We start from the raw sequence: 22826 nt of genomic DNA on the forward strand, positions 1-22826 counted from the left end.
AGGCCCCGTCTCCTTCAGCTGAAGGGGACGGGGCCTGTCTGGTGTCAGGCCAGCGGACGGCCAATGACCAGGAGTCTAGGCGACGCCGGCAAGCTTCTTCACTGCTGCAATCCAGGGTGCCGCAACATTCTCGGCGCTGAGGGTACGGGCTGCCTTGTGCGAGGCCTCCTTCATTTCGGCGACCTGCTCCGGGGTCAGACCGATCAGGACCTGGGCGGCCGACTCGGCATCGAAATCCTTCGACACCACACCGAACCCGTGTTCCTCGACCACACGCTTCATCTCCGGTGAGGGGCCGATGAGGACCGCGAGGCGCGCCTGGACGAATTCGAACAGTTTGTTCGGCAACGCGTGCAGCATGTTGAAGTTCGCGGGCGGGCACAGGTAGAAGCCAATGTCGTAGCCGTGCAGCAGCCCGACAATCTCCTCAAACTTCACTGGTGGCAGCATCCTGATCACGCCGCCCGGCACCGCAGCAGCCTTCACGGCCAGCTCGTCGATGTAGTCCTGCTCGCCGGGAACCAGCACGACGTCGAAGGTGACGCTGCCAGGCTTCAGCTCGTTGGCACGGGCGACGGCGTCCATCATGATCTCGATCTTGCGCCCCCGGCCAGCGGCTCCGGCGTGGATCAGGCGCAGCGGCGAGTGGACCGGTGAGGGGCTGTACCGGTCATCGTAGTAGGAGGCGTTCGGGACGACAGCGGGTTCGGGAATCCGGTAGACGGCTGCATACTCCTCAGCAATCCCCTTGGCCACGGTCGACACGGAATCGGCCTTCGTAACGTATTTGCGGCACGCCCAGTCCATCAGGGGGCCCACGAGGAGCTTCCACTGCAGCTTGTCCTCGCCCTGCCGGGGCGCGTACTCGTGCAGGTCGGCGTGGATGCCCTTGCGGGGGCGCAGCGCGACAGCAGCGGGGACAGCCAGTGCGTCATTCGCGACGATCACGTCGACACTGCCGGCGGGGATGTTTTTCAGAACGTGCTTCACCCGGTCGGAGTCGAAGTAGAGGCGTTCGTGGAAGCGCGCACCGAGGAGCACAGCCACCTTCTTGAAGTCCGGACGCCACGGCTTGTACTCGACCGGGATCTCGACGTGGTCCACCACTCCCTCGGGTGCAGCACCATAGCCACAGGACATCACGTCGGCGAACTCGCTGAAGAACTGGATCTGCCGCAGGACCCGGGGATCCCGGTGGATGGGCGAGAACGAGAGCACAAGAATGCGCGGACGGGCTCCGGGAAGGTTTCCCTCGGTCATGGTTTTACTCCAGGTGTGGGTTGGTTGAAGAGTGGTGGACAGTGCCGGCTAGGTGAGGCCGGCCAGGGCGGCCTGCTCGGCGAAGTCAGGCATTTGTGCGATGACTTCGGCGAAGGTTCCCTGGGCGGCCAGCTTGCCATCGGCGAAGAAGAAGACCACGTCGCTGTCCCTGATGGTCGACAGACGGTGGGCAACGGTGATGGTGGTGACGCTGCCGGTGAGGTTGCGGACGGCCTGGGTGACCGCCGCCTCGGTGGCGGTGTCGAGGGCACTGGTGGCCTCGTCCATCACCAGCACCGCCGGATCGGCGTAGAGTCCGCGGGCAATGCCAAGTCTTTGCCGCTGCCCACCGGACAGCGCCATTCCGCGTTCTCCGACCGCGCCGAGGATGCCGTCGGGACGCTTCTCAACGGTCTCCAGCATCTGGGCCCGCTCCAGTGCGCGGCGAACCCTGTCCTCGTCCACCTGTTCGGGATCCCAGGTCAGGGCTACGTTCTGGGCGATTGACGCGTCGAACAGTGAGACTTCCTGGGGCACGTAGCCCACACGGGAACGCCAGGAGTGAAGCACGGCGCGCATCGGCACTCCCCCGACCAGCACCTGCCCCGAGCTCGGCAGCAGCAGTCCGAGCAGCAGGTCGATCAGGGTGGACTTGCCGGCACCCGACGATCCCACCACTGCGACGCGTGACCCGGACGGGATGGTCATCGTGACGCCGCTCAGCGCAGGGGTTTCCGCGCCGGGGTAGGTGAAGGACACGTCCTTGAGCACGACGTCGGGCACACCCTGGGGCAGCTCCGACTGGTCGGGCTCCTCCTGGTCCTTGGCGCTGGCCTCGGATTCCTTGATGTCGGCGAGCACCTGTTCGGCGAACGGTGAGTTGGAGTGCACCATCGACAGGATCGCCTGGAAACGTGTCAGGGACGGGATGATCCTGAACCCCGCAACGCCGAAGAGCGCGACGGCGGCCAGGGCGTTGGTAACCGGGTCGACGCCCGACGGGCTGGTGAGCAGCCCCACCCCGCCGACCAGCATGAAGCCGCCGATCAGACCGGCCTCGAGCACAAACCGCGGCACCTGGCCGAGGAAGATTGCCAGCGCCCGGGCTTTCGAGGAGTGGATGCGGTTGTTGTGGACTGCCTTTTCGACGTCCGGTGAGGCACCGCGCAGGGTGACCTCCTTCAGCGCGCCCACTGCTTCCGTCAGCAGTCGGACGGTCCTGAACGAGAACTGCCGGTTGCGCCGTCCGTTGGCGACGGCCCGCTTGGAGATTCCGCGGGAGAGCAGGAGGGCGATCAGGCCCAGATAGATGATGGCGGTGACGGCAGTGATCCAGTTGCTCACGAACAAAACACTGACGACGGCGATCACGGAGACGATCTCGCCGGCCAGACCCATCGACGGCATCAATACGCCGGACACGGTCAGCGACACACCTGAGTCGACTGAGCGGACCAGCTCCGCGGAATTGCGCTTCAGGCGGTCCACCCAGGGCGCACGCATGTAGGCGGCCAACAGCCGGTCACCGATGGCCACCTCGTGGGAGGCGAAGCGGGAGGTTGCGTAGCGCAGCAGCAGGATGTTCAGCCCGCTCTTGATGATCACCAGGGTGCAGAAGACCGCGAGCACGGTGATGTAGTGGGAGACCTCGTCGATTCGGCCGAACGGGCCCAGGTTGACCGGGCTGCCGGTGATGATGCTCGACATGACGATGGCGAGCAAACCCAGGGCCACCACGTCGATCAGTGAGAGCAGCGACGAGAGGATGGCGTAGCGCAGGAGGAAGCGGCGTGCGCTGGGCGGGAGGACCGCCAGAAGCTGACGGTTAATACTGATAAGTGATTTCATGGCTCCCGCAAGATTAGCTTAGTTGGGTCCGCGGAGGGTCGTCGGAGGGGGCTCCGGGCAGGCTGGGATTGCTGGTCTCCGTCTCCCAGACGCGGGGCGTCTCATCGAGCGCAACCCGGCGGGCGAGCCGCGTCAGGGATTCCTCCATGTGCCGGTGGCGCTGGGCGGAGGAGGCCATGAAGACCATGAAGCAGACGATAAACCCGTACAGGACCAGGTCGGTGCCCCGGCCGATGCCGAACAGGTTCGCCAGCCCGGTCAGGAGCTCCGGCAGGAAAATCGACAGCGCGGCGATCAGGGCGAAGGCCAGCAGCAGGATCCGGCGGATGGCGAGGTGGCTGGCGTTGGCGCCGCCCCTCATCAGCACCAGTGAGCCGAGGATCACAGCAAGGACAAGGACAATCTGGACGATAAAGAGCATGGGGTTCACCTGAAGAAGAGATCGGCGAGAATATTGACGCCGTTGAGCAAGGACTGGCCTTTGGCCTTCGAGTAGTCGGTGTAGATGATCTCGACGGGGTGCTCCGCGAGCCGCGGCTTCAGCTCTGCCAGCTGGTGGATCAGTTCGGACGCGTGGGCCATCCGGTTCTGCTTCAGGTGAATGCGGCGCGCGACCCCGGCGTTGATGACCCGGAGACCGTTGTGCGCGTCGGTCAGTTCCAGACCGGTCGACATCCTCGACTGGAAGGCGACGGTTCTCAAGACCAGCCGCTTCAGCGGCGAAATCTTGGTGCGCCCGTCCAGGAACCGGGATCCGAGCACCACTTCCAGCTCGCCGGACTGCACCCGGGCGAGCATTTCCTGGGCATCCTGCACACGGTGCTGGTTATCGGCGTCGAACGTGATGACCGCGTCCAAGGCGGGATCCTGCAGTGCATACTCCAGGCCCGTCTGCAGGGCAGCACCCTGTCCCAGGTTAAAGGGGTGCCGGACGACGACGGCGCCCGCCGCGGCAGCCGCCTCAGGTGATCCGTCGGTGCTGCCGTCATCCACGCAGACCACGTGGGGAAAATGTGGGAGGAGTCCTTTGATCACGCCACCTACAACGGTGGCTTCGTTATACATTGGTATGACGACCCAGGAGCGACTCACAGGGGTAAGTATTCCATACGTTCCCCGGCCCGCCCCCCAGCTTCGATGCCGGGGGCTCGCCGCCGTGCCGGGCGGCCAGCCCCTGCCGAACCGTTAGGCTTGCGGTCATGACCCTCCGCATTCTCTGCATATCCTTCTCGGACATCAACGCTGATTCCCGGGTACTGCGGCAGGTACAAACCCTCGCAGAATGCGGCACGGTGACGACCGTCAGCTACGGATCGGCCCCTCCCGGGGCCACCACCCACCTCGAAGTGGATTCGGCCCTCCCCTCCCTGCCCCAGACTCCCGCTGGCGTGCTCGGCCTGGCCCTGCGGCGTTTCGCCACCGCAGGCTCGAAGGCACCCGCGGTGCAGCGGGCCCGCGAACTGATCGGGGCGGCGGAGTATGACTTGGTAGTCGCCAACGAGGCGCGCGCCCTCCCCCTCGCACACGAGGTGGCTGGCTCCGCTCCGGTGCTCGGGGACATGCACGAGTGGGCGCCCGAGGAGAGGTCCCACGTGCTGTCCTGGAAAATCCTGGTGAAGCCCTACATGACCTGGGTCTGCAAAACCTACCTCCCCCGCTCGGCCGGGGTTATCACCGTCAACGAGTCGATTGCCCGCCTCTATACCGAACGGTTCGGGTGCCGCACGGAAGTGGTCCGCAATGCGGGTCCGCTGCGCCCGCTGGAGCCCTCCCCCATGGTTGAGGGCCGCATTCGCCTGGTCCACAGCGGCGCGGCAGTGCCGGGCCGCAACCTGGAGGCGATGATCGAGGCGGTCAAGGCGCTGGACGAACGGTTCAGCCTGGACCTGTACCTGGTGAAGGCCCGCGATGGCGGAAAGTATTGGGAAACACTCCGCGCCGCGGCCGGCGCCCAGGAGCGGATCACCTTCCACGACGCCGTCGCCCCGGACGACCTGCCCGCCACCTTGAACGCGTACGACGTCGGGGTGTTCAGCCTTCCCCCGAGGACCACCAACCACGCGCTGATGCTCCCGAACAAGTTCTTCGACTTTGTCCAGGCGCGCCTGGCCATCGTGTTCAGCCCCTCGCCGGAGACGTCTAGACTGATTCAGGACCATCAGCTCGGCGCAGTGACGCAGGGTTTCACGGCCGACGACCTCACCCGGACCCTGTCCGAGCTCACAGAGCAGGAGGTCGCCCAGTTCAAGCGGAACGCCCACACCGCGGCGCCGGAGTTGAGCTCCGCCACCGACGAATCAGTGATTCGGGCCATGGTGCAGCGGCTCACGTCCCCCCGGACCTAGCCGCCATGACCCAAGAAAAGGTGAAGTGTCGATGAGTTGGTGGCAGGCAGCGCCGGTCATCCTGATGACTCTGGTCATTCTGATGGTGCCCGGATTCCTGGTGGCCAGGGCCTGCGGAACCCGCGGGCTGACGTCGGTCGCCCTCGCCGCACCCATTTCGGTGACGCTGGCGTCTGTCGGGGCCATGATCGCGCCCTTCCTCTCCATCCCCTGGTCACCGGCGGTGCTGGTAGGCATGACAGTACTGACGGCAGGCGGAGGGCTCCTGGCCCGCTTCCTCTGGCTGCGATCCCGCGGTGAACCGCTGGTGCTGCTGCACCGGCCGACCCGGGCGGGCCTGCTGACCGGAGCGCTGTGCACGGTCGCCGTCGCCGTCCCCGCACTGATCATCGGTGTCCGGTTTGCCCAGATGTTCATCAGCCCCGAGAACATCTCGCAGACCTACGACAACATCTTCCACCTGAACTCCCTGCAGTACATCCTGGACACCGGATCCGGATCATCCCTGACGCTGGGCAACCTGACCAATGACGGCACCGGACTGAGCTTCTACCCTGCCGCGTGGCACGACCTCGTCACCCTGGTGTCGCTCACCACGGGGGCCCCCATTGCGGTCGCCGTCAACGCGGCAAACATTGCGATCGCCGCGTTCGTGTGGCCGTTGTCCGCCCTGTTCATGGTCACCCGGATCGCTGGCGAAAAGCCTCTCCCGATCCTGCTGACCGGCGCCCTGGCGGCTGCTTACCCGACCTTTCCCTACCTGATGGTGGACTTCGGCGTCCTGTACCCCTATCTGCTCTCCATTGCACTGCTTCCCATTGGCGTCGGACTGGCCGGGACCATGCTGGGAGTGGTTCAGGACCCCCTGAACGGCAGGGTGCTGGCCGGGCTCGGCCTGCTGGCGGTGCTGCCCGCCATCGCCCTGTCCCACCCAAGTACCATGATCGCCCTGTTCCTGTTCGTGGTGCCGTTGGCCGCCCTCGTGCTGTGGCGCACCACCAGGTATCTGGTCCGCCGGGGTGCACCCTGGTACCGCCATCTCGCGGCGCCCGCCATGTTTCTGGGTTATCTCGGGTTCACCTACTACTTCTGGATCTCCTTCAGGCCCTCCCTGCAGAACTCGCTCTGGGAGCCGTTCCTCAGTCCCACCCACGCGGTCGGCGAGGCCCTGGCTGTCGCCCCTATGCGCAGCGGGATCAGCTGGATTCTGCTGGTGCTGACCCTGGTCGGTCTGGCAGTCACCATCAACGCCCGGCGCTATTGGTGGGTGCTCGGAATCTTCACAGCCAGCGCACTGCTGTATGTGAACGTGGCCAGCACAGAAATCGGCGAAGTCCGCCACTTCTTCACCGGGCTCTGGTACAACGACAGCAACCGCCTGGCGGCGCTGCTCCCGGTCGCAGCCCTACCGCTCGCTGTGCTCGGAGGGACCGCCATGCTCACCGCGTTCGTCCGCCGTACCGCCAACCGCCGGTACCAGAATGCCGCCACCTGGGTGATCATTATCGCCGGCTGCACGATCGTCGGACTTCTGGGGCAGGGCAAGTCGGTCGACAACGCCGAGGCCAAGGCACGCGCGGAGTACGTCCTGGACCGGTCTTCGGCACTACTCACCAGCGACGAGCTGGCCCTGCTGGATCGGCTGGATCAGTCGGTGCCCGAGGGCGCCGTCGTCGTCGGGAACCCGTGGACGGGTGCATCCCTCGCGTACGCCCTCGGCGGGAGGGACGTGCTGCTGACGCACGCGTCCAGCCGGGTGGCCGACGACGACCTACTCCTGATGGACCGGATCGATGAGGCAGCGACGTCCCCCGACGTCTGCCGCGCGGTGCAGGAACTGGATGCTTTCTACGTCCTGGACTTCGGAGACCAGGAACTGCACGGCGGGTCCCAGCCCTATCGGGGCTTCGATAACCTCGCGACAGCTCCGGGGATCGAGCTAATCGACAGGGAAGGCCAGGCACGGCTCTACGAAGTCACAGCCTGCCGCTAGCCGCGGTAACGTAGAGAGACCCCGCCGGCGCGGTGTGCCCAGTGCGCTAGCTGCGCATCCTGGACACCACTTCGTCGACCGGTGCGTCCATGACAATCCGCCCGTGCTCGAGGAGCACGCCGCGTTCGCAGACCTGGGCCACCAGGTCCAGGTCGTGGCTGACGACCACGAGGGTCTTCCCCGCCGCAGCGAGTTCCATGATCTTGGCGATGCACTTCTTCTGGAAGGGCTCGTCCCCGACGGCGAGAATCTCATCAACCAGAAACACCTCCGGGTTGGTGTGCACAGCCACCGAGAACGCGAGGCGCAGGTACATGCCCGAGGAATAGAACTTCACCTCGGTGTCGATGAACTGTCCGATCTCCGAGAAGTCGACAATCGAGTCGAAGAGGTCATCGATCTGCTGTTCGGTCATGCCAAGAATGGCGCCGTTGAGGTAGACGTTGTCCCGGCCGCTGAGGTCCGGGTGGAATCCCGCCCCCACCTCGATCAGCCCGGCGACCCGGCCGCGGGTGCGCACGGTGCCGCTGTCCGGCAGCATGACACCGGAGATGTGCTTGAGCAGGGTCGACTTTCCGGAGCCGTTGAGCCCCAGCAGGGCAACTGACTCGCCCTGGCGGACGTCGAGCGAAACGTTGTCGAGGGCGTGGAATTTCTGCGACAGGTCACCCTTCCGGCCCTTGACCAGCCAGACGAACGCCTCCTTGATGGACCGGGTGTGGCGCAGCACAAACTGCTTGGAAATACCACGTACTTCAATGGCGGTGGTCACGGGGTCACAGCTCCTGGGCGAAGCGGCCCTCGAGCCGCCGGAAGGTCCACTGGCCCAGGATGGTCACCAGCAGTGCGGTTGCCAACCCAATCGGGAGCCACATGTCGAGCAGATTGGGCGGGGCGGCGATCATGGGATCGGTAATCTCGGAGGTGGTCGGGAGCCAGAAGGCGAAGTGGAACAGCTCCACCGCGATCGTGAGCGGGTTGGCCTGGTAGATCACGAGCAGCACCGAGGCAGTTCCGGCGGAGAACACCGTCGCCAGTCCGTCCCGCACCATGATCCAGGTGTAAAGCACCGGCGACGCCCAAGTGGCAATCATCAACAGCATGTCCACGAAGTTCTCGCTGTCCCTGAAATATACGTTCGCCGCGCCGAAGAACAGTCCCAGGCCGGTCGCGAGCAATGCCACGATCGTAAACCCGGCCACTGCGGCGAAGATCTGGAACACCCCAGGGGTCCAGCCGGCGAATAGACAGGCCACCAGCAGGACCAGCAGCTGCGGCAGGAAGTGCACCGCTGACACCCAGACGGACGCCACGGGGAACAGCTCCCGGGGAAGGTAGATCTTTTTGATCAGCCCCCCGTTGCCGACCACTGAACGGGACGCGTTGCCCAGAGCCTCGTTGAAGAAGTTGATCAGCACAATGCCCGAGAACAGATAGATGGCGTAGTTCTCGGTGTTCCGGTTCATCTGCAGGAAGACCCCGAGGGCAAACCAGAACACGAAGAACTGCACACCCGGCTTCACATAGGACCAGAGGATCCCCAGGACCGAGCCGCGATACCTGACCTTAAGTTCCTTGGCGACCAGCAGCTTCAGCAGGAAGCGGGAGCGCAGGACGTCGCGGAGACCGCCACCCAGACCGGGCGTGGTGAGTTCGCTGGTGCTCAACCGTTATCAGCTCTTCTCGGAGTGGGCCTCGAAGGTTTTCTTCCAGGCTTCGAAAGAACTGATCTCTGCGGCCGCGGCCTTGTACCGGGCGCTGAGCTGTGGCCAGTTCCGGAGGATCTCGGCGTTCAGTCGACCGGCCTCGGTGAGCATTGAGCGCAGCTTCCTGGGGTCGCGCTGGTACCACGACGCACCGCTGCCCTCGGCGTTGGAGACCACAGCGCTGTCGTACTGGGACATCCGCCACCACTTGTTGTCCTGGTGGGCGACGACGGCCTGGGGGCGTTCCCGGCTGGAATCCTGCACCGGTTTGCTCAGCTGCCGGACCAGGGTCTTGGCCGCCCACGGCACCAGGGTGGCGTAGGACGGCGCCCGGAATCCCTGCCCCTGGCGGGGTGGCTTGTCCATCCGCGCAGCGGGGAACGCGTCGGGGTCGGTCTTGAACTGGGAGTCGGGGAACTCCTTGACCATGGCCCGGATATCGGGCAGCTTCGTGGGCAGCACCTCGTGAAGTGACTCGGGGCCCTTCAGGATGTCCTGCAACGCCATGATCCGGCCGCGTGCAGTGAAGTACTGCATGGAGATCAGGTGCTTGATGTCCATGTAGCCGGACTCCCTGACCACTCGGCCGCCGTGCTCGTAGGGGCTGTGGATCAGCGCTGCGATCATCCGGTTCCGGGTGTGGAAGTACGCCTGCCAGCCCACCAGGTCATCCTTGTCGATCCAGGACACGTGCCAGACCGCCGATCCCGGCATGGAGACCGTCGGGTAGCCGGCGGCCTTCGCGCGCAGGCCGTATTCGGCGTCGTCCCACTTGATGAACACGGGCAGCGACAGACCGATGTCACGGATGACGGCGGTGGGGATCAGGCACATCCACCAACCGTTGTAATCGACATCCACCCGGCGGTGCAGCCAGGGGGTGTGGCGGAGGTTCGACCGGACGAAGTCGTGACCGAGGACCTGGCCCTCGACGGGCTGGTCGGGCTGGAAACGCCACGGGTTCACCGTCTCACCGAAGGTGTGCAGCACGGTCCGGTTGTAGAGGTCAAACATGTGGCCGCCGACGATCGTCGGGGTCTTGCAGTGATCGGCGAAGGTCAGCAGCCGGGCGATGCTCTCGGGTTCGATGACGACGTCGTCGTCCAGCAGCAACGCGTAGTCGCTCCCGTTCTCGACGGCCTCATACATGCCGCGGGCGAACCCGCCCGAGCCACCCAGGTTTGCCTGGTTGATGATCCGCAACTTGCCCTGCAGCGCGGCTTCCACCTCGGCGAAACCGGGCTGGTCCGCCACCTTCTGCGTTCCCTGGTCCACCACCAGAATTTCCTTGAGCGGGGCGAGAGATTCGGGGTGGTCCGCCAGGATGGAAAGGTTGTTCAGGCAAAAGTCGGGCTTGTTCAGGGTGGTGATCTCAAGCGTGATCGAGCCATGGGTGCCGCCAGCATGGGGTGCCTGCCACTCGGCCTCGTCCAGCACGAGGGACCCGGATCCGGCCACGAGATCGAACCAATACCAACCGCCGTCGCCAAACGGCGCCAGGGTCAGGTCAAAGGTGGTGACCGCGGTATCGGTGACCCGCTTCGTCTCCACATGCTGCAGGGAGCCGCGGGCGTTCGACTTGTAGACGCTGACCCCGCCGGTGCCACTGGTCTTCACGCTCAGCCGGACCGACTGGATGGTGGTCCACCGGCGCCAGTAGCTCGCTGGGAACGCGTTGAAGTAGGTGCCGAAGGAGACGCGCTCCCCCGCCCTGACCAACGTGGAGCGGCGGGACTTGAAGTCCTCGGCGTGGATTTCCTTGCCGTCGCTGCTGCGCGCCTGCCCACCACCCTGGGTGGACACGCTGCCGTCCATGGTGTTCAGCTGCACGCTCAGGGCGCTGCCGGTGTCCATGTAAAGCGGCGCCGTATCGAGGTCGCTCAGGTTGGGCAGGACAACCCGCTGGAGGGTCTGCCAGGGCGTGGCCTCCGCTGAGGTTTCGGGGGTAGTGGTGACGGTATCGCTCATGCGTCGACTCCTCCGCTTTCGAGCTTGGCGCCAGCAGTGAAGTGCGGCTTGAGTTTGTTGTCGTACATGGACAGCGCCGAGCCGATAGCCATGTGCATGTCGAGGTACTTGTACGTGCCGAGGCGGCCCCCGAAGAGCACCGACTTCTCGCCCTTGGCCAGGTCGCGGTAGGCGCTCAGCTTGGCGCGGTCTTCGCTGGTGTTGACCGGGTAGTAGGGCTCGTCTTCCTTCTGGGCGAACCGGGAGAACTCACGCATGATCACCGTGGCGTCCTTCGTGTAGTCCCGCTCGGGGTGGAAGTGGCGGAACTCGTGGATCCGGGTGTAGGCAACGTCCTCGTCGGGGTAGTTCATCACCGAACAGCCCTGGAAGTCCTCCACCGGGAGGACTTCCTCCTCCAGGTCGATGGTGCGCCAGGAGAGGTCCCCTTCGGCGTAGTCAAAGTACCGGTCAACGGGACCGGTGTAGACGACCGGCACCTGGCCCAGGGTCGCTGCGCGGGAGAATTCGTGGTTGTCGTCGAAGAAGTCGGTGTTCAACTGCACGGTAATGTTCGGGTGGTCGGCCATCCGCTCGATCCAGGCCGTGTAACCGTCCACCGGCAGGCCCTCGTACTTGTCGTTGAAGTACCGGTTGTCGTAGGTGTACCGGACGGGGAGCCGGGAAATGATCTCCGCGGGCAGGTCACGCGGATCGGTCTGCCACTGCTTCCCGGTGTAGTGCTTGATGAACGCCTCGTAGAGTGGCCGCCCAATGAGCTGGATGCCCTTGTCGTTGAGGTTCTGTGGATCCGTTCCGGCCAGCTCCCCCGCCTGCTCCTGGATCAGTGCACGGGCGTCGGCGGGACCGTAGGAGGACCTGAAGAACTGGTTGATGGTGCCCAGGTTGATGGGCATCGGGTAAACCTCGCCCTTGTGGCTGGAGTACACCTTGTGGACGTAGTTGGTGAACTCGGTGAACCGGCTCACGTAGTCCCAGACCCGCTCGTTGGAGGTGTGGAACAGGTGCGCTCCGTAACGGTGCACCTCGATCCCGGTTTGCGCTTCCTTCTCGCTGTAGGCATTACCGCCAATATGGTGCCGCCGGTCCAGCACAGCCACCTTCAGGCCGAGCTCGGTGGCCGCCCGTTCAGCGATGGTCAGGCCGAAAAAGCCCGACCCTACGACAACGAGGTCAACGTTCACAAACACTCCTGAATTGTTGGGGGCTGCGCCAGCTACATGGTGGGGACTGCGCTGGCTACTCAGCGCTCTGCCTGCACAAGATTACCGGAGAATCGGGGCGCGGCTTGTATTTGGGGGTCCGGGGCAACAGCTAAAGTGGAACGCATGCGAATCCTCAGCGTCGTTGGCGCACGCCCACAGTTTGTGAAGCTCGCGCCGATCGCGGCAGCCATGAAAGGCCGTGCCGAACACCTGATCGTCCACACCGGCCAGCATTACGACTCTCTGATGTCGGACGTGTTCTTCCAGGACCTTGCCATTCCGGCCCCCGACTACAACCTCGGCGTCGGCTCGGGCAAGCACGGCAAGCAGACCGGCGCGATGCTCGCCGGGCTGGAAGAGATCTTCGAGCAGGAGCGGCCCGACCTGGTGCTGGTCTACGGCGACACGAACTCCACCCTTGCCGCGGCGCTGGCCGCCGTGAAGCTGCACATCCCGGTGGCCCATCTGGAAGCCGGCCTGCGCTCCTTCAACCGCCGGATGCCCGAGGAACACAACCGGGTGCTTACCGACCACGCGTCGGACCTTCTGCTGGCACCCACCGATGTCGCGATGACCCATCTGGCCACCGAGGGGCTGGCGGACAAGAGTGTGCTCGTCGGCGACGTGATGACTGACGTCCTCTACAAAACCCGTGAGTCCCTCCAGGCGCGGGACGAGCCGCTGCCCGCAGGGCTGGTGTCCGGTGGCTACTACGTGAGCACCATCCACCGCCCGGACAACACCGATGATCTGTCACGGCTCCAGCAGATCGTCTCGTCCCTGTCCCAGCTGGACAGGCCGGTGCTCCTGCTCGCCCACCCCCGCCTGGTGGATCTGGCTGCCAGCCACGGCATCGAACTGGAGACCGGCGCCATCCGCGTGGGCCCGCCACTGGCCTACCCTGGGTTGATCAACGCCGTGATGAACAGTGCGGGCGTAATCACCGACTCGGGAGGCCTGCAGAAGGAAGCGTTCCTCCTGCGGGTGCCGTGCACCACGATCCGCCCGGAGACGGAGTGGGTGGAAACAGTTGAACTGGGGTGGAATGTCCTGGTGTCAGAGCACCTTGACACTCTCGCCGACGTCGTCCAGCGTCCCCAGCCCGAGGCGACATCGGCTGCGCCCTACGGTACCGGAGCTGCCGCAGCCGCAGTGGTCGATGCGATCACCGCTTTCGGGGCTACTCGCTCGCAGCAGCCTCGATAGCCTCAGCCGCCCTGGCCCCGACGCTCCTCAACGAGTAGTTCTGCTGGACCCAGCCGGAAATTCGCTGGCGTTCAGCGGCATCCTGGGGCCAGGCGAGGGCATCCCTCATCGCGGCTGCGACTGCTGCCGGCTCCCAATCGACACTGACGCCAAGGTTCTCGTCGGCAATAATGTTTTTCAACGGACCCACCCCCGCGTAGATCACCGGCGTGCCACAGCTGAGGCTGACCAGTGCCTTCGTGGCGAAGGCGAAGTCGTAGCCGCGGGATGGACGTACCGAGGCAAGGCCGGCGACGCTGCCGCGGAGCGCTGTGGAGATCTGGTCACCGTCCACGGTGCCCCGGAAATCGATCGGCGCGGACACCGCTTCGGCGCGGGCACGGAGCTCGTCGAGCTCCACCCCCTGGCCGTACATCACCAGGCGGACATCGGGGTACTCGGCAGCGATGCTGATGAACGCGTCAACAAACACGCCGGCGCCCTGAATCTCCGACATGGTTCCGGCATAGACAAAGTAGCGGCCGCCGTCGTCGGGACCTGCTGGCCCGTCATTGGTGAACTGGTCCGTATCGACACCTGTCCCCACGTTCACGATCCGGTCGGACTGACCCACCAGGGCCGCGACAGCCGTCGAAACGCCCTCGGACACGGTCAGGATTCTTCGCGCCCGGGAGAGCGTCCAGCGTTCGATCGCCCGGAGGACCCGCACCACTGCCGGGGACACGCCGATGCCCTCGGCAGCCACCGAGCTGACGTCGGCGGCAAAGTAGACAAACGGCCGACGGCGCAGCGCCGTAGCCACCCTGACCACCACGCCGGTAGTGGGTGGGGGTTCCACCACGACCAAGTCGAAGGCGGGTGCCGTGAGCAGCCTCAGGAACAGCGGAATGTCGAAACTGGCGTACTGCACATAGCCGCGGACGGCGCCTGATTTGTCCCGCAGCACCGGCCAGCGCCGGACCGATGGGGAAGACCGTTTCGCGCCGGGCGACGAGGTGGTCAGGACCGTAACGTGGTGACCCCGGCCCTGAAGCGCCTTGACCATGGCGGCCAGCCGGAAGGCCGCCGCCCCCGTCTCCGGGGCATAGATGCGCGTTGCAACAAGAATTCGAAGCGGCATACCTAGTGCTTTAACGCCGTGAGCTTCAGCGTGGAACCGGCGCGGGCCGACTCGATGATTGCCTCGGCGACCCTCAGGGTGTTCAATCCCTCACGCATGGTGACGATGTTGTTGGACAGTCCCAGCACGGCATCCCGGAACGCCTCGTGTTCGGAGCGCAGGGGTTCACGCTTGGTCAGGGCCAGGCGGGTGATGTTTCCCTCCGACACTCCACGGAAGTTGGAGACTGCCTCCCACTCGGTGTTGATGGTGCCGTTCTCGAAGAAGGTCAGGTCAGCCGTCAGCGTGTCAGCGACGAAGGCCCCCTTCTCACCGGTCACCACGGTGAGGCGTTCCTTCATGGGGGAAAGCCAGTTGACCAAATGGGAGGTGATGACCCCGTTCTCCAGCTGGCAGGAGGCGGTCACCATGTCCTCGTGGGGCCGGCCCGAGCGGGTGCTGGTGAGCGCGGACACCGAAGCGAAAGGCGACTGGGCCAGCCAGGCGGTGAGGTCGATGTCGTGGGTGCCGAGGTCCTTGACGACGCCGACGTCGGCGATCCTGGACGGGAACGGACCCTGGCGCCGGGTGGCAATCTGGAAGACCTCGCCGAGGTCCCCGTTCTCGATCCTCGCGCGCAGGGACTGCAGCGCAGGGTTGAACCGTTCGATATGTCCGACGGCACCGACCAGGTTCGCTGCCTCGAACGCGTCGACGAGTCGCTGGCCGCCGTCGATGGTCGAGGCGATGGGCTTCTCGACCATCGTGTGGATGCCGGCTGCTGCCAGCGCCAGTCCAACCTCTTCGTGCAGGCCGGTGGGAACGGCACAGACCGCCATGTCGATGCCCTGGGCGATGAGTTCGTCAACCGAACCGCAGACCGGGAGCGTACCGGCGACCCCGTGGGGGTCGCCGAAGGCGTCGGCTACCGCGACCAGTTCCAGGCCATCGAGTTCCCGGATGACCCGGGCGTGGTGGCGCCCCATCATGCCGAGGCCGATCAGGCCGACCCTCAGATCCGCCATGTTCAGGCTCCTGCCGTCGTGAGTGCGTTGACCGCAGCGACGATACGCTCGAGATCTTCCTGGTCCAGGGAAGGATGCACTGGAAGGGACAGCACTTCCTGGGCCGCAATTTCGGTGTTGGGGAGGTCTTCCTCCCTTTTGAAGGACGGCAGGCGGTGGTTCGGGATCGGGTAGTACACGCCCGATCCAATCTGGTAGTCCTCCTTGAGGGAAGCCGCGAGACGGTCACGTTCAGCGGCGCCGCCGTCAACCCGCACGGTGTACTGGTGGTAGACGTGCTCGGCACCGGAAGCGACCACGGGGGTGCGAACGCCGGTGAGGTTGGCGTCGAGGAAGGCAGCGTTGGCCTGCCGCTGGGCGGTCCAACCCATCACCTTGGTCAGCTGGACACGCCCGATCGCTGCGTGAAGGTTTGTCATCCGGGCGTTGAACCCGACCAGCTCGTTCTCGTACTGCTTCTCCATCCCCTGGTTGCGCAGCAGACGAAGGTTCCGTTCGATGGTCGCGTCGCCGGTGGACACCATTCCGCCCTCACCCGAGGTCATGTTCTTGGTGGGGTACAGGGAGAACATTGCGAAGTCACCGAAGGTACCCACCTTGCGGCCATCCAGCCCCGCACCGTGGGCCTGGGCAGCATCCTCGAAGAGACCGATGGAGTGCTTGTCGGCAAGGGTACGGAACGCAGCGATGTTCGCCGGGTGTCCATACAAGTGCACGGGCATGATGCCCTTGGTGCGCTCGGTGATCAGGGACTCGACGTGGGCAATGTCGAGGCAGTAGTGGTCCAGTTCGATGTCGGCGAAGACCGGTGTCGCGCCAGTCAGCGCGACAGAGTTCGCTGTCGCGGCGAAGGTGAAGGACGGCACGATGACCTCGTCCCCGGGCCCGACGCCAGCGGCCAGCAGACCGAGGTGCAGGCCGGAGGTGCCGGAGTTCACGGCTACCGCGGCGCGCCCGTCCAGCAGCACCTGCGAGAACTCGTTTTCAAAGGACGCCACCTCGGCGCCCTGGGCGAGCATCCCCGAGAGGAGGACGGCATCAACCGCTGCCCGCTCGTCGTCTCCAACAATCGGCTTCGCTGCCGGAATAAAGCCTTTACTCATGCCTCTACCTCTACTGGTCTCAGTGTTGAATTCGATTCCACATATCGCTCCCCGGTGGCGGGGCAAACCCATTCGCCGGCCTCCTCGCGGAGGGGGTGGCCGGCCTTGCCGACCCAGCCGATCCTCTTCGCCGGCACCCCGACCATCAGTGAGTAGGCGGGGACATCCTTGGTCACCACGGCGCCAGCGGCGACGGTTGCCCACTCACCGATGCTGACGGGTGCCACGCAGACCGCACGGGCGCCGATGGAGGCGCCGTCGCCGATGGTGACCCCCACCGGCGTCCAGTCGTGGGCGCTCTTGAGTTCGCCGTCGGGCGACACCGACCGGGGGTAGGTGTCATTGGTGAGCACCACGGCGGGACCGATGAAGACCCCGCGCCCCAGCATCGCCGGCTCGTAGACCAGCGCGTAGTTCTGGATCTTGGAATTCGCACCGATCTTCACACCCGTGCCGATGTAGGCTCCCCTGCCGACGATGCAGTTGGCGCCGAGGACCGCTTGCTCCCGTACCTGCGCCAGGTGCCAGACCTTGGTCCCCTCCCCCAGGGTGGCCTGTTCGGACACGTCTGCGCCGTCCGCGATGAAGCTCATCGAGTCCCTCTTCCGTAGTGAATTGGCATCCGTAATGTCAGGCCTTGCCGATGACCCGGTAAAGAACACCTTCCCAGTGTTCAGCCGAGCTCACCCGGCGCCCGTCGATGAACGCCTTGACTCCCGGCAGGTCCGCCGGGCTCAGTGAGGCATAGGATGCGTGGTTTGCCTGCACCACAGCGGCGTCAACCGGCTCGCCGAGGTGGTAGGGATCGAACCCGAGCCGCTGCAGTTCCTCGTCGGTGTACATGGGATCGTGGACCAGCGCGGTCGCCCCGCGCGACTTCAAGGCGTCCACCGCTGCGAAGACTCCCGAGAACGCTGTCTCCTTGACCTCGCCCCGGTAGGCAGCGCCGAGCACCACTACCCTCGCTCCGGTGAGGTCGCCGTACGCGCCCTCAAGCAGGCCGATGGTGTAATCGGGCATCCCGGCGTTGGCTTCCCGGGCAGCCCGGACCACCGTGGCGTCCGGGTCGTTCCACAGGTACAGCCGTGGGTACACGGGAATGCAGTGACCGCCGACGGCGATGCCGGGCTGGTGAATGTGGCTGTACGGCTGCGAGTTGGATGCGTCAATGACCTGGTAGATGTCGATTCCGGCCGTCGCGGCGAAGCGGGCGAACTGGTTGGCCAGGCCGATGTTGACGTCCCGGTAGGTCGTCTCGGCCAGTTTGGCCAGTTCCGATGCCTCGGCGGAGCCGAGGTCCCAAACGCCGTTGCCGCGATCCAGGTCGGGACGGTCATCGAAGTCGAGCACCGCTTCGTAGAACTCAATGGCGGCGGCCGCTCCGGCGTCGGACAAGCCGCCGACGAGTTTGGGATACTTTTTGAGGTCCTCGAAGACGCGCCCGGTCAGGACCCGTTCCGGCGAGAACACAAGGTGGAAGTCCTTGCCTTCGACCAGGCCCGAGCCTTCCTCGAGCATGGGCTTCCACCGGGTCCGGGTGGTGCCCACGGGGAGGGTGGTCTCGAAGGACACCAGGGTGCCGGGAGTCAGGTGCCGGGCCAGTTCGGTTGTTGCGGCGTCCATCCAGCCGAAGTCTGGTTTCGCGTCGTTGTCAACGAACAGGGGAACCACAAGCACGACGGCGTCTGCCCCGGGGACGGCGTCAGCGTAGTCGGTGGTGGCACGCAGCCGGCCAGCGGGAACCAGCTCAGAAAGCATCTCCTGCAGATGTGCTTCGCCGGGAAATGGCTCAGTGGCCTGGTTCACCAGCTCGACGACCTGTGCGTTCACGTCCACGCCCACCACCTCGTGGCCTTTGGACGCAAACTGCACGGCGAGCGGGAGCCCGATTTTTCCTAGCGCAATAACAGCAATCTTCACGAATCAATGACCTTCTCTAGAGGCGGGTAGTGAACATGTCCGACCGGACCCAGTAGTCAAGCCTATAGGCACTCAGGGAAAAACACCTGATCTGGGGTTGTCCACATTGCCGGTGGCGCCCACGATCGTCTGCCCTGAGGACCGATAGCGTCATTCGCACCAACCCGTCCCCGTCCCAAGGCGGCCCGATGCTGCTGCACCTCTCGCTCGTCGGCGCCCCGGGCGTGGCTCGGCCGGCTCCGGGCACGGTCGTGGAGCTGGTGGTTGATACGTCGATTGTCGACTCTGCCCTTGCCCTGCGGGCGCTGCTGCTTGAGCAGCACACTGGCGCCGCCTGCGCTGTTGCTGGCCGGCCGCTGGAGTCGCTGACCCTCGGCGTCGCCCCTCTGGTGAACGGCGCGGTGATTGTGGCAGGCGGTGGGCAGCCGTCGCGAACCCGGCGCGGGCTGCTGCCAAACCTGGTGCTGGTGACCAGCACCGGGCCGGACGCCGGCCAGCTGATCGGGCTGCGCCGCGGCAGCTACACGATTGGCCGCGACAACTGCGACATGGTGCTGGCAGATCCTGCGGTATCGCGGCACCACGCCCGCCTCACCGTCGAGAAGAACCAGGTCACCCTTTACGATGTTGCCTCTGCCAACGGCACCTGGGTTGACGGTGTACGGGTCGAGGAAGCCGCAATCTCGGTCGACTCGGATCTTCGGTTCGGTAACAGCTGTTGCCGTCTGGTGCTGCTCGACCAGGTGGCACCCACCCCTCGGATACCCAGCCTCGCGGATCCGCTGGAGGTGCAGGCGGTGGCGCCCCGCCCCGCCAGTGTGCTGCTGCTCGGTTCGGCCCTGCTGCCCCTCGTGCTCGGCGTCGTGCTCGCCCTGGCCACCGGAATGTGGATCTTCCTCGGATTCAGCGTGCTCTCCGCCACCGCCGCGCTGATACCGCTGGTGACCGGTCGGCGAGCGCGCAGGGCGTTCCTGGCCGCCCTGGCCAATGCTGCTCGGGAGGACCGCCGACGACGGCTGGCCGCCTCTGACGAGATCGGAAGGCTGGCAGCGGCAGCGTACTCACCTGCAACCGGCGACCCACCGGCCCCGGGCGAACCATCATCGGCTCCCGTCTATGTGCGTCTTGGGTTGGCAACCCAGGGGGCCCATCTCGTGGTGAAACCTGCCGACGCGGTCTGGACCTGCCCGCTCCTGAACGATGTTCCGGTACTGATCGAGCTCACGATCGGCACCCGGGCGATCGGGCCTCCGGAGGTCTGCTTCGCCGGCTCGGGGCGGGACCTACTGGGAATGGCTCGATCGTTGCTCCTGCAGCTCTGCAACCGGCCGGGCACTGCGGTCTGTGTGGGAACACCCGCCGATCTGCCCGGAGATGCCCGGTTCCTGCCCGGTGTGATCCTCGCCTGCCCAGCCGACATTGCGGCACTCCCGGAGACCATGGAGCAGGTGCCCGTTCTGCTGTTCGGTTCAGCGGCGGCCGATCCTGTGCCGCGCGCGGCCGCGATCTTCCGCTTCGGGTGCACCCCGGGAGAGCTGTCCCCCGGGGCCGGAACGGTGCGCGAAGCGGTCACTTTGGGCCGTGGAGGGGCGGAGCTGAGGGGTATCCGGACCATCAACTTCCAGCCGGATCTGGTGAGTGGCCAATCATTTGGACGGCTGGCCCGCGCTCTCGGCGGCCGGAGGTCGCCCGTCTGCGGGGAGCGGGAACAGCCGTCGCGTAGTGACCCACCCGTCCTGCCACCCAGGATCAGCCTTGACCGGATCGCACCTTCCACCCCCGACCAGCTGCTCCAGGCCTGGGCGGGACCGCTTCCAGGACTGACCGCGGCAATCGGCAGCAACGCCGAGGGCGTCCAGTTGTTTGACCTGGTTTCCGATGGGCCTCATCTGGTGATCGCCGGCACCACCGGTTCCGGGAAATCCGAGTTGCTCCGGACCCTGATTCTGTCCGTGGCCCTGAACCACAGCCCGTCAGAGGTCAACTTTCTCCTGATCGACTTCAAGGGTGGTGCCGGGCTGAGGCCCCTGTCCGCCCTGCCCCACGCGGTCGGCCTGCTGACCGATCTCTCGGCCGCGTCGGTGGCCCGCGCCCTGGTGTCATTGCTGGCGGAGCTTCGCCGACGCGAACAGCTCTTTGCCACCCATCTGGTCACCGACATCGCCGACTGGCCGGCTCACCGACCGCCGCTACCCCGGCTCGTGGTGGTGATCGATGAGTTTAGGATGCTGCTGGAGGATGTACCGGGCGCAGCCGGCGAGCTGGTGCGCCTTGCCACTGTCGGCAGGTCACTCGGGGTGCACCTGGTGATGTCCACGCAGCGGCCCCAGGGTGCCCTCGGCCCGGACATCCGTGCCAATGTGAGTGCCAGCATCGCCCTCCGGGTCAGCTCACCCCTCGAATCACACGACATCGTCGGGTCAGCGGCAGCGGCGGCCATCCCCGTCAACATCCCCGGTCGCGCCCTGCTGCGGCTCGGGACGGGCCCGGCCAGGCTGTTCCAGGCCGCGTCAACAGGCCCCGACAGCGAAGGATCGGTGCCGGGGGTCATCGAGTGGACCACGTCCCTCCTGCGCCCAACGTCACCGGTGGCAGGGATGCGGTCAAGGGAAACTCGGGGACCGGCGGGACTGATCGCCGCAGTAGCCACTGCCGCCGGGGGTTTCCGGTATGGCCCCCTGCACTCTCCGGTCCTGCCAGGGCTTCCCCCGGTCCTGACCGCGTTGACGATGCCACCGGCTCCCGAAGGTGCGGTGGTGTTGGGCCTTCTTGACCTCCCCGAAGCGCAAACCCAGCGGCCCCTGCTGTGGTTCCCGGGCAATGATTCGCACCTCGCCCTGATTGGCCAGTCCGTTGCGGGCACCGCCGGCGCTCTCGTCCAGGTCGTGTCGGGCCTGGTGGAGACCCTCCCCGACCGTCACCTGTACATCCTGGATGGCGACGGAACTCTTCGATGGGTGGCCTCCGCCCCGCAGGTAGGCGCCTATGTGGGCGCCCAGGAACCACGCCGGGCTGCCCGCGTTATCCGGAGGCTCGCCGACGAGGTCACTGAGCGACTGTCGCGGGACACCGCACCGGCATCGGGCCGGGGACAGGACCAGCGCCTGGACCCCGCACTGACAGTGGTCGTGTCGGGGTGGGGCCGCTGGATGGGAGAGCTGAGAGCCAGTCGCTGGCCATGGGCGGAGGAACTGCTGCAGGACCTCGCGCGGGACGGTCAGCTGGCCGGTACCACCCTGGTGATCTCCGGTGACCGCGACGTTGTCACGGGGCGTTTCTTTCCCCTCCTGCCCAATCGGCTGTACTTTCCGCTGGGCGCAACCCGGGAGTCCACCTTTTCGTGGCCGAAGCTGCCACCGACCGAGCCGGTCCCGGGTCGCTGCCTGGCCCAGGGACCCATCGCCACCCCCGAGGGAGCCGTGGCACAGGTGATCCTCGGTCGGCGCGAGGCCTCACGCGCCCAAGGCGCTGCCGCGGTGGCACCGGTCAGGGCACCGTTCCGGGTGGCACCGCTGCCAACCTTTATCCAGGGGAGCAATCCACTGTTCAACGCGGCACCGGGCGACAGTCACCGGATACCGATCGGCGTGGGCGGTGACGAGGCCGACGTCGTCTTCCTCACGCTGACGAGGCGCCTGGTCTTCCTGATCGTTGGACCGCCAGGTTCAGGGCGTTCGACCCTGATCGAGCAGCTCGCCGCTGCATCGTCGACCAGCTGTGTACGCCCCGCACCCGGGTCGGACCCGGTGGATTTCTGGGCAGGACAGGCACGGCTCCTGGCTGGCACAGGCGGTCCACCGGCGGAATCGCTGCTCCTCGTCGATGATGCAGATCACCTGCCGCAGGACACCCAACGTCACCTCGGTCAGCTGTTCGCGCAGGGGTACCGCCTGATCCTGGCGGTGACTGACGGTGCATCGATTCTCATGAAGGTCCCGCTCGCCGCCGAGGCCCGGTCGAGCCGGACCGGCATGATCCTTGGGCCCCGGCAGGCGTCCGACGGCGATTTCTTTGGTGTGCGCCTGGATTGCGACGCCAGGCCGCGGCCCGGCCGCGGGTTCCTGTTCGACGCCGGTGAGGTCCGGGAGGTCCAGGTCGCCGTCCCGGGCCAGGCCGGGCGAGTAGGCTGACCGGGCCGGCTCGGATGA

Annotated in this window: 17 protein-coding genes; 4 read left to right on the forward strand and 13 right to left on the reverse strand. The window is 65.8% G+C overall.

Annotated features, from left to right (window positions below; genetic code table 11):
• Positions 1 to 75: 75 nt before the first annotated feature.
• The 4 genes from HMI58_RS03020 to HMI58_RS03035 are packed head-to-tail and all read right to left on the reverse strand — an operon-like array spanning position 76 to position 4173.
• Positions 76 to 1260: a glycosyltransferase family 1 protein gene (locus HMI58_RS03020; protein WP_171618100.1), complete on the reverse strand. Its 1185-nt coding sequence runs from the start codon at positions 1258 to 1260 to the stop codon at positions 76 to 78.
• A gap of 48 nt (positions 1261 to 1308) precedes the next feature.
• Positions 1309 to 3108 carry an ABC transporter ATP-binding protein gene (locus HMI58_RS03025; protein WP_171618101.1) on the reverse strand — a complete coding sequence of 600 codons (1800 nt, stop codon included), beginning with the start codon at positions 3106 to 3108 and terminating at the stop codon, positions 1309 to 1311.
• Positions 3109 to 3121: 13 nt separating this feature from the next.
• Entirely contained in the window at positions 3122 to 3529 is a 408-nt protein-coding gene (locus HMI58_RS03030; protein WP_171584135.1) for a DUF2304 domain-containing protein, read from the reverse strand.
• A 5-nt stretch (positions 3530 to 3534) separates the two neighbouring features.
• The gene (locus tag HMI58_RS03035; RefSeq protein WP_171584134.1) at positions 3535 to 4173 is read right to left on the reverse strand and encodes a glycosyltransferase family 2 protein; all 639 of its coding nucleotides are present in this window, start codon (positions 4171 to 4173) and stop codon (positions 3535 to 3537) included.
• A 134-nt stretch (positions 4174 to 4307) separates the two neighbouring features.
• Between HMI58_RS03035 and HMI58_RS03040 the strand changes: the two genes are divergently transcribed.
• On the forward strand, positions 4308 to 5453 hold the full coding sequence (locus HMI58_RS03040; RefSeq protein ID WP_171618102.1) for a glycosyltransferase: 1146 nt from the start codon (positions 4308 to 4310) through the stop codon (positions 5451 to 5453).
• A 31-nt stretch (positions 5454 to 5484) separates the two neighbouring features.
• The gene (locus tag HMI58_RS03045; protein ID WP_171618103.1) at positions 5485 to 7446 is read left to right on the forward strand and encodes a DUF6541 family protein; all 1962 of its coding nucleotides are present in this window, start codon (positions 5485 to 5487) and stop codon (positions 7444 to 7446) included.
• A gap of 46 nt (positions 7447 to 7492) precedes the next feature.
• On the opposite strand, the gene HMI58_RS03050 is transcribed toward HMI58_RS03045, so the two are convergent.
• Genes HMI58_RS03050 through glf form a run of 4 tightly spaced genes read right to left on the reverse strand, consistent with a single transcriptional unit; the run spans position 7493 to position 12304 of the window.
• Positions 7493 to 8218: an ABC transporter ATP-binding protein gene (locus HMI58_RS03050; protein WP_171584131.1), complete on the reverse strand. Its 726-nt coding sequence runs from the start codon at positions 8216 to 8218 to the stop codon at positions 7493 to 7495.
• A gap of 4 nt (positions 8219 to 8222) precedes the next feature.
• Entirely contained in the window at positions 8223 to 9113 is an 891-nt protein-coding gene (locus tag HMI58_RS03055; protein WP_171618104.1) for an ABC transporter permease, read from the reverse strand.
• Positions 9114 to 9119: 6 nt separating this feature from the next.
• Positions 9120 to 11120: a glycosyltransferase gene (locus tag HMI58_RS03060; RefSeq protein ID WP_171618105.1), complete on the reverse strand. Its 2001-nt coding sequence runs from the start codon at positions 11118 to 11120 to the stop codon at positions 9120 to 9122.
• Positions 11117 to 12304, reverse strand: coding sequence for a UDP-galactopyranose mutase (glf, locus tag HMI58_RS03065; RefSeq protein WP_171584128.1), 1188 nt, complete (start codon positions 12302 to 12304; stop codon positions 11117 to 11119). Before glf ends, HMI58_RS03060 begins: the two co-directional genes overlap by 4 nt.
• A 144-nt stretch (positions 12305 to 12448) precedes the next feature.
• On the opposite strand from glf, the gene wecB reads away from it, so the two are divergent.
• A complete protein-coding gene (wecB, locus tag HMI58_RS03070; protein WP_171618106.1) occupies positions 12449 to 13531 on the forward strand; it encodes a UDP-N-acetylglucosamine 2-epimerase (non-hydrolyzing) in 1083 nt (360 codons plus the stop codon).
• On the opposite strand, the gene HMI58_RS03075 is transcribed toward wecB, so the two are convergent.
• Genes HMI58_RS03075 through HMI58_RS03095 form a run of 5 tightly spaced genes read right to left on the reverse strand, consistent with a single transcriptional unit; the run spans position 13506 to position 18678 of the window.
• Entirely contained in the window at positions 13506 to 14651 is a 1146-nt protein-coding gene (locus HMI58_RS03075) for a glycosyltransferase family 4 protein (RefSeq protein ID WP_171618107.1), read from the reverse strand. The genes wecB and HMI58_RS03075 overlap by 26 nt on opposite strands.
• A 2-nt stretch (positions 14652 to 14653) precedes the next feature.
• Complete coding sequence (locus tag HMI58_RS03080) at positions 14654 to 15655, reverse strand: Gfo/Idh/MocA family oxidoreductase (RefSeq protein ID WP_171618108.1); 1002 nt, start codon at positions 15653 to 15655, stop codon at positions 14654 to 14656.
• 2 nt (positions 15656 to 15657) lie between these two features.
• Positions 15658 to 16758 (reverse strand): DegT/DnrJ/EryC1/StrS family aminotransferase, encoded by a 1101-nt coding sequence (locus HMI58_RS03085; protein ID WP_171584124.1) that lies wholly within the window; start codon positions 16756 to 16758, stop codon positions 15658 to 15660.
• Positions 16755 to 17351: an acyltransferase gene (locus tag HMI58_RS03090; protein WP_171618109.1), complete on the reverse strand. Its 597-nt coding sequence runs from the start codon at positions 17349 to 17351 to the stop codon at positions 16755 to 16757. Before HMI58_RS03090 ends, HMI58_RS03085 begins: the two co-directional genes overlap by 4 nt.
• 37 nt (positions 17352 to 17388) lie before the next feature.
• Positions 17389 to 18678: a nucleotide sugar dehydrogenase gene (locus HMI58_RS03095; RefSeq protein WP_171584122.1), complete on the reverse strand. Its 1290-nt coding sequence runs from the start codon at positions 18676 to 18678 to the stop codon at positions 17389 to 17391.
• Between the two features lie 188 nt (positions 18679 to 18866).
• Here HMI58_RS03095 and HMI58_RS03100 point away from each other — a divergent pair, with 188 nt between their 5' ends.
• The gene (locus HMI58_RS03100) at positions 18867 to 22808 is read left to right on the forward strand and encodes an FtsK/SpoIIIE domain-containing protein (protein WP_171618110.1); all 3942 of its coding nucleotides are present in this window, start codon (positions 18867 to 18869) and stop codon (positions 22806 to 22808) included.
• Positions 22809 to 22826 lie beyond the last annotated feature (18 nt).

Origin of the sequence: Arthrobacter sp. 147(2020), from assembly GCF_013116715.1 — a bacterium.
Lineage (GTDB): Bacteria > Actinomycetota > Actinomycetes > Actinomycetales > Micrococcaceae > Arthrobacter_D.

Coding starts and splice junctions, on each gene's coding strand:
- HMI58_RS03020 (WP_171618100.1), bottom strand. CDS start 1,260: ATGACCGAGGGAAACCTTCCCGGAGCCCGTCCGCGCATTCTTGTGCTC.
- HMI58_RS03025 (WP_171618101.1), bottom strand. CDS start 3,108: ATGAAATCACTTATCAGTATTAACCGTCAGCTTCTGGCGGTCCTCCCG.
- HMI58_RS03030 (WP_171584135.1), bottom strand. CDS start 3,529: ATGCTCTTTATCGTCCAGATTGTCCTTGTCCTTGCTGTGATCCTCGGC.
- HMI58_RS03035 (WP_171584134.1), bottom strand. CDS start 4,173: ATGTATAACGAAGCCACCGTTGTAGGTGGCGTGATCAAAGGACTCCTC.
- HMI58_RS03040 (WP_171618102.1), top strand. CDS start 4,308: ATGACCCTCCGCATTCTCTGCATATCCTTCTCGGACATCAACGCTGAT.
- HMI58_RS03045 (WP_171618103.1), top strand. CDS start 5,485: ATGAGTTGGTGGCAGGCAGCGCCGGTCATCCTGATGACTCTGGTCATT.
- HMI58_RS03060 (WP_171618105.1), bottom strand. CDS start 11,120: ATGAGCGATACCGTCACCACTACCCCCGAAACCTCAGCGGAGGCCACG.
- wecB (WP_171618106.1), top strand. CDS start 12,449: ATGCGAATCCTCAGCGTCGTTGGCGCACGCCCACAGTTTGTGAAGCTC.
- HMI58_RS03075 (WP_171618107.1), bottom strand. CDS start 14,651: ATGCCGCTTCGAATTCTTGTTGCAACGCGCATCTATGCCCCGGAGACG.
- HMI58_RS03080 (WP_171618108.1), bottom strand. CDS start 15,655: ATGGCGGATCTGAGGGTCGGCCTGATCGGCCTCGGCATGATGGGGCGC.
- HMI58_RS03085 (WP_171584124.1), bottom strand. CDS start 16,758: ATGAGTAAAGGCTTTATTCCGGCAGCGAAGCCGATTGTTGGAGACGAC.
- HMI58_RS03090 (WP_171618109.1), bottom strand. CDS start 17,351: ATGAGCTTCATCGCGGACGGCGCAGACGTGTCCGAACAGGCCACCCTG.
- HMI58_RS03100 (WP_171618110.1), top strand. CDS start 18,867: ATGCTGCTGCACCTCTCGCTCGTCGGCGCCCCGGGCGTGGCTCGGCCG.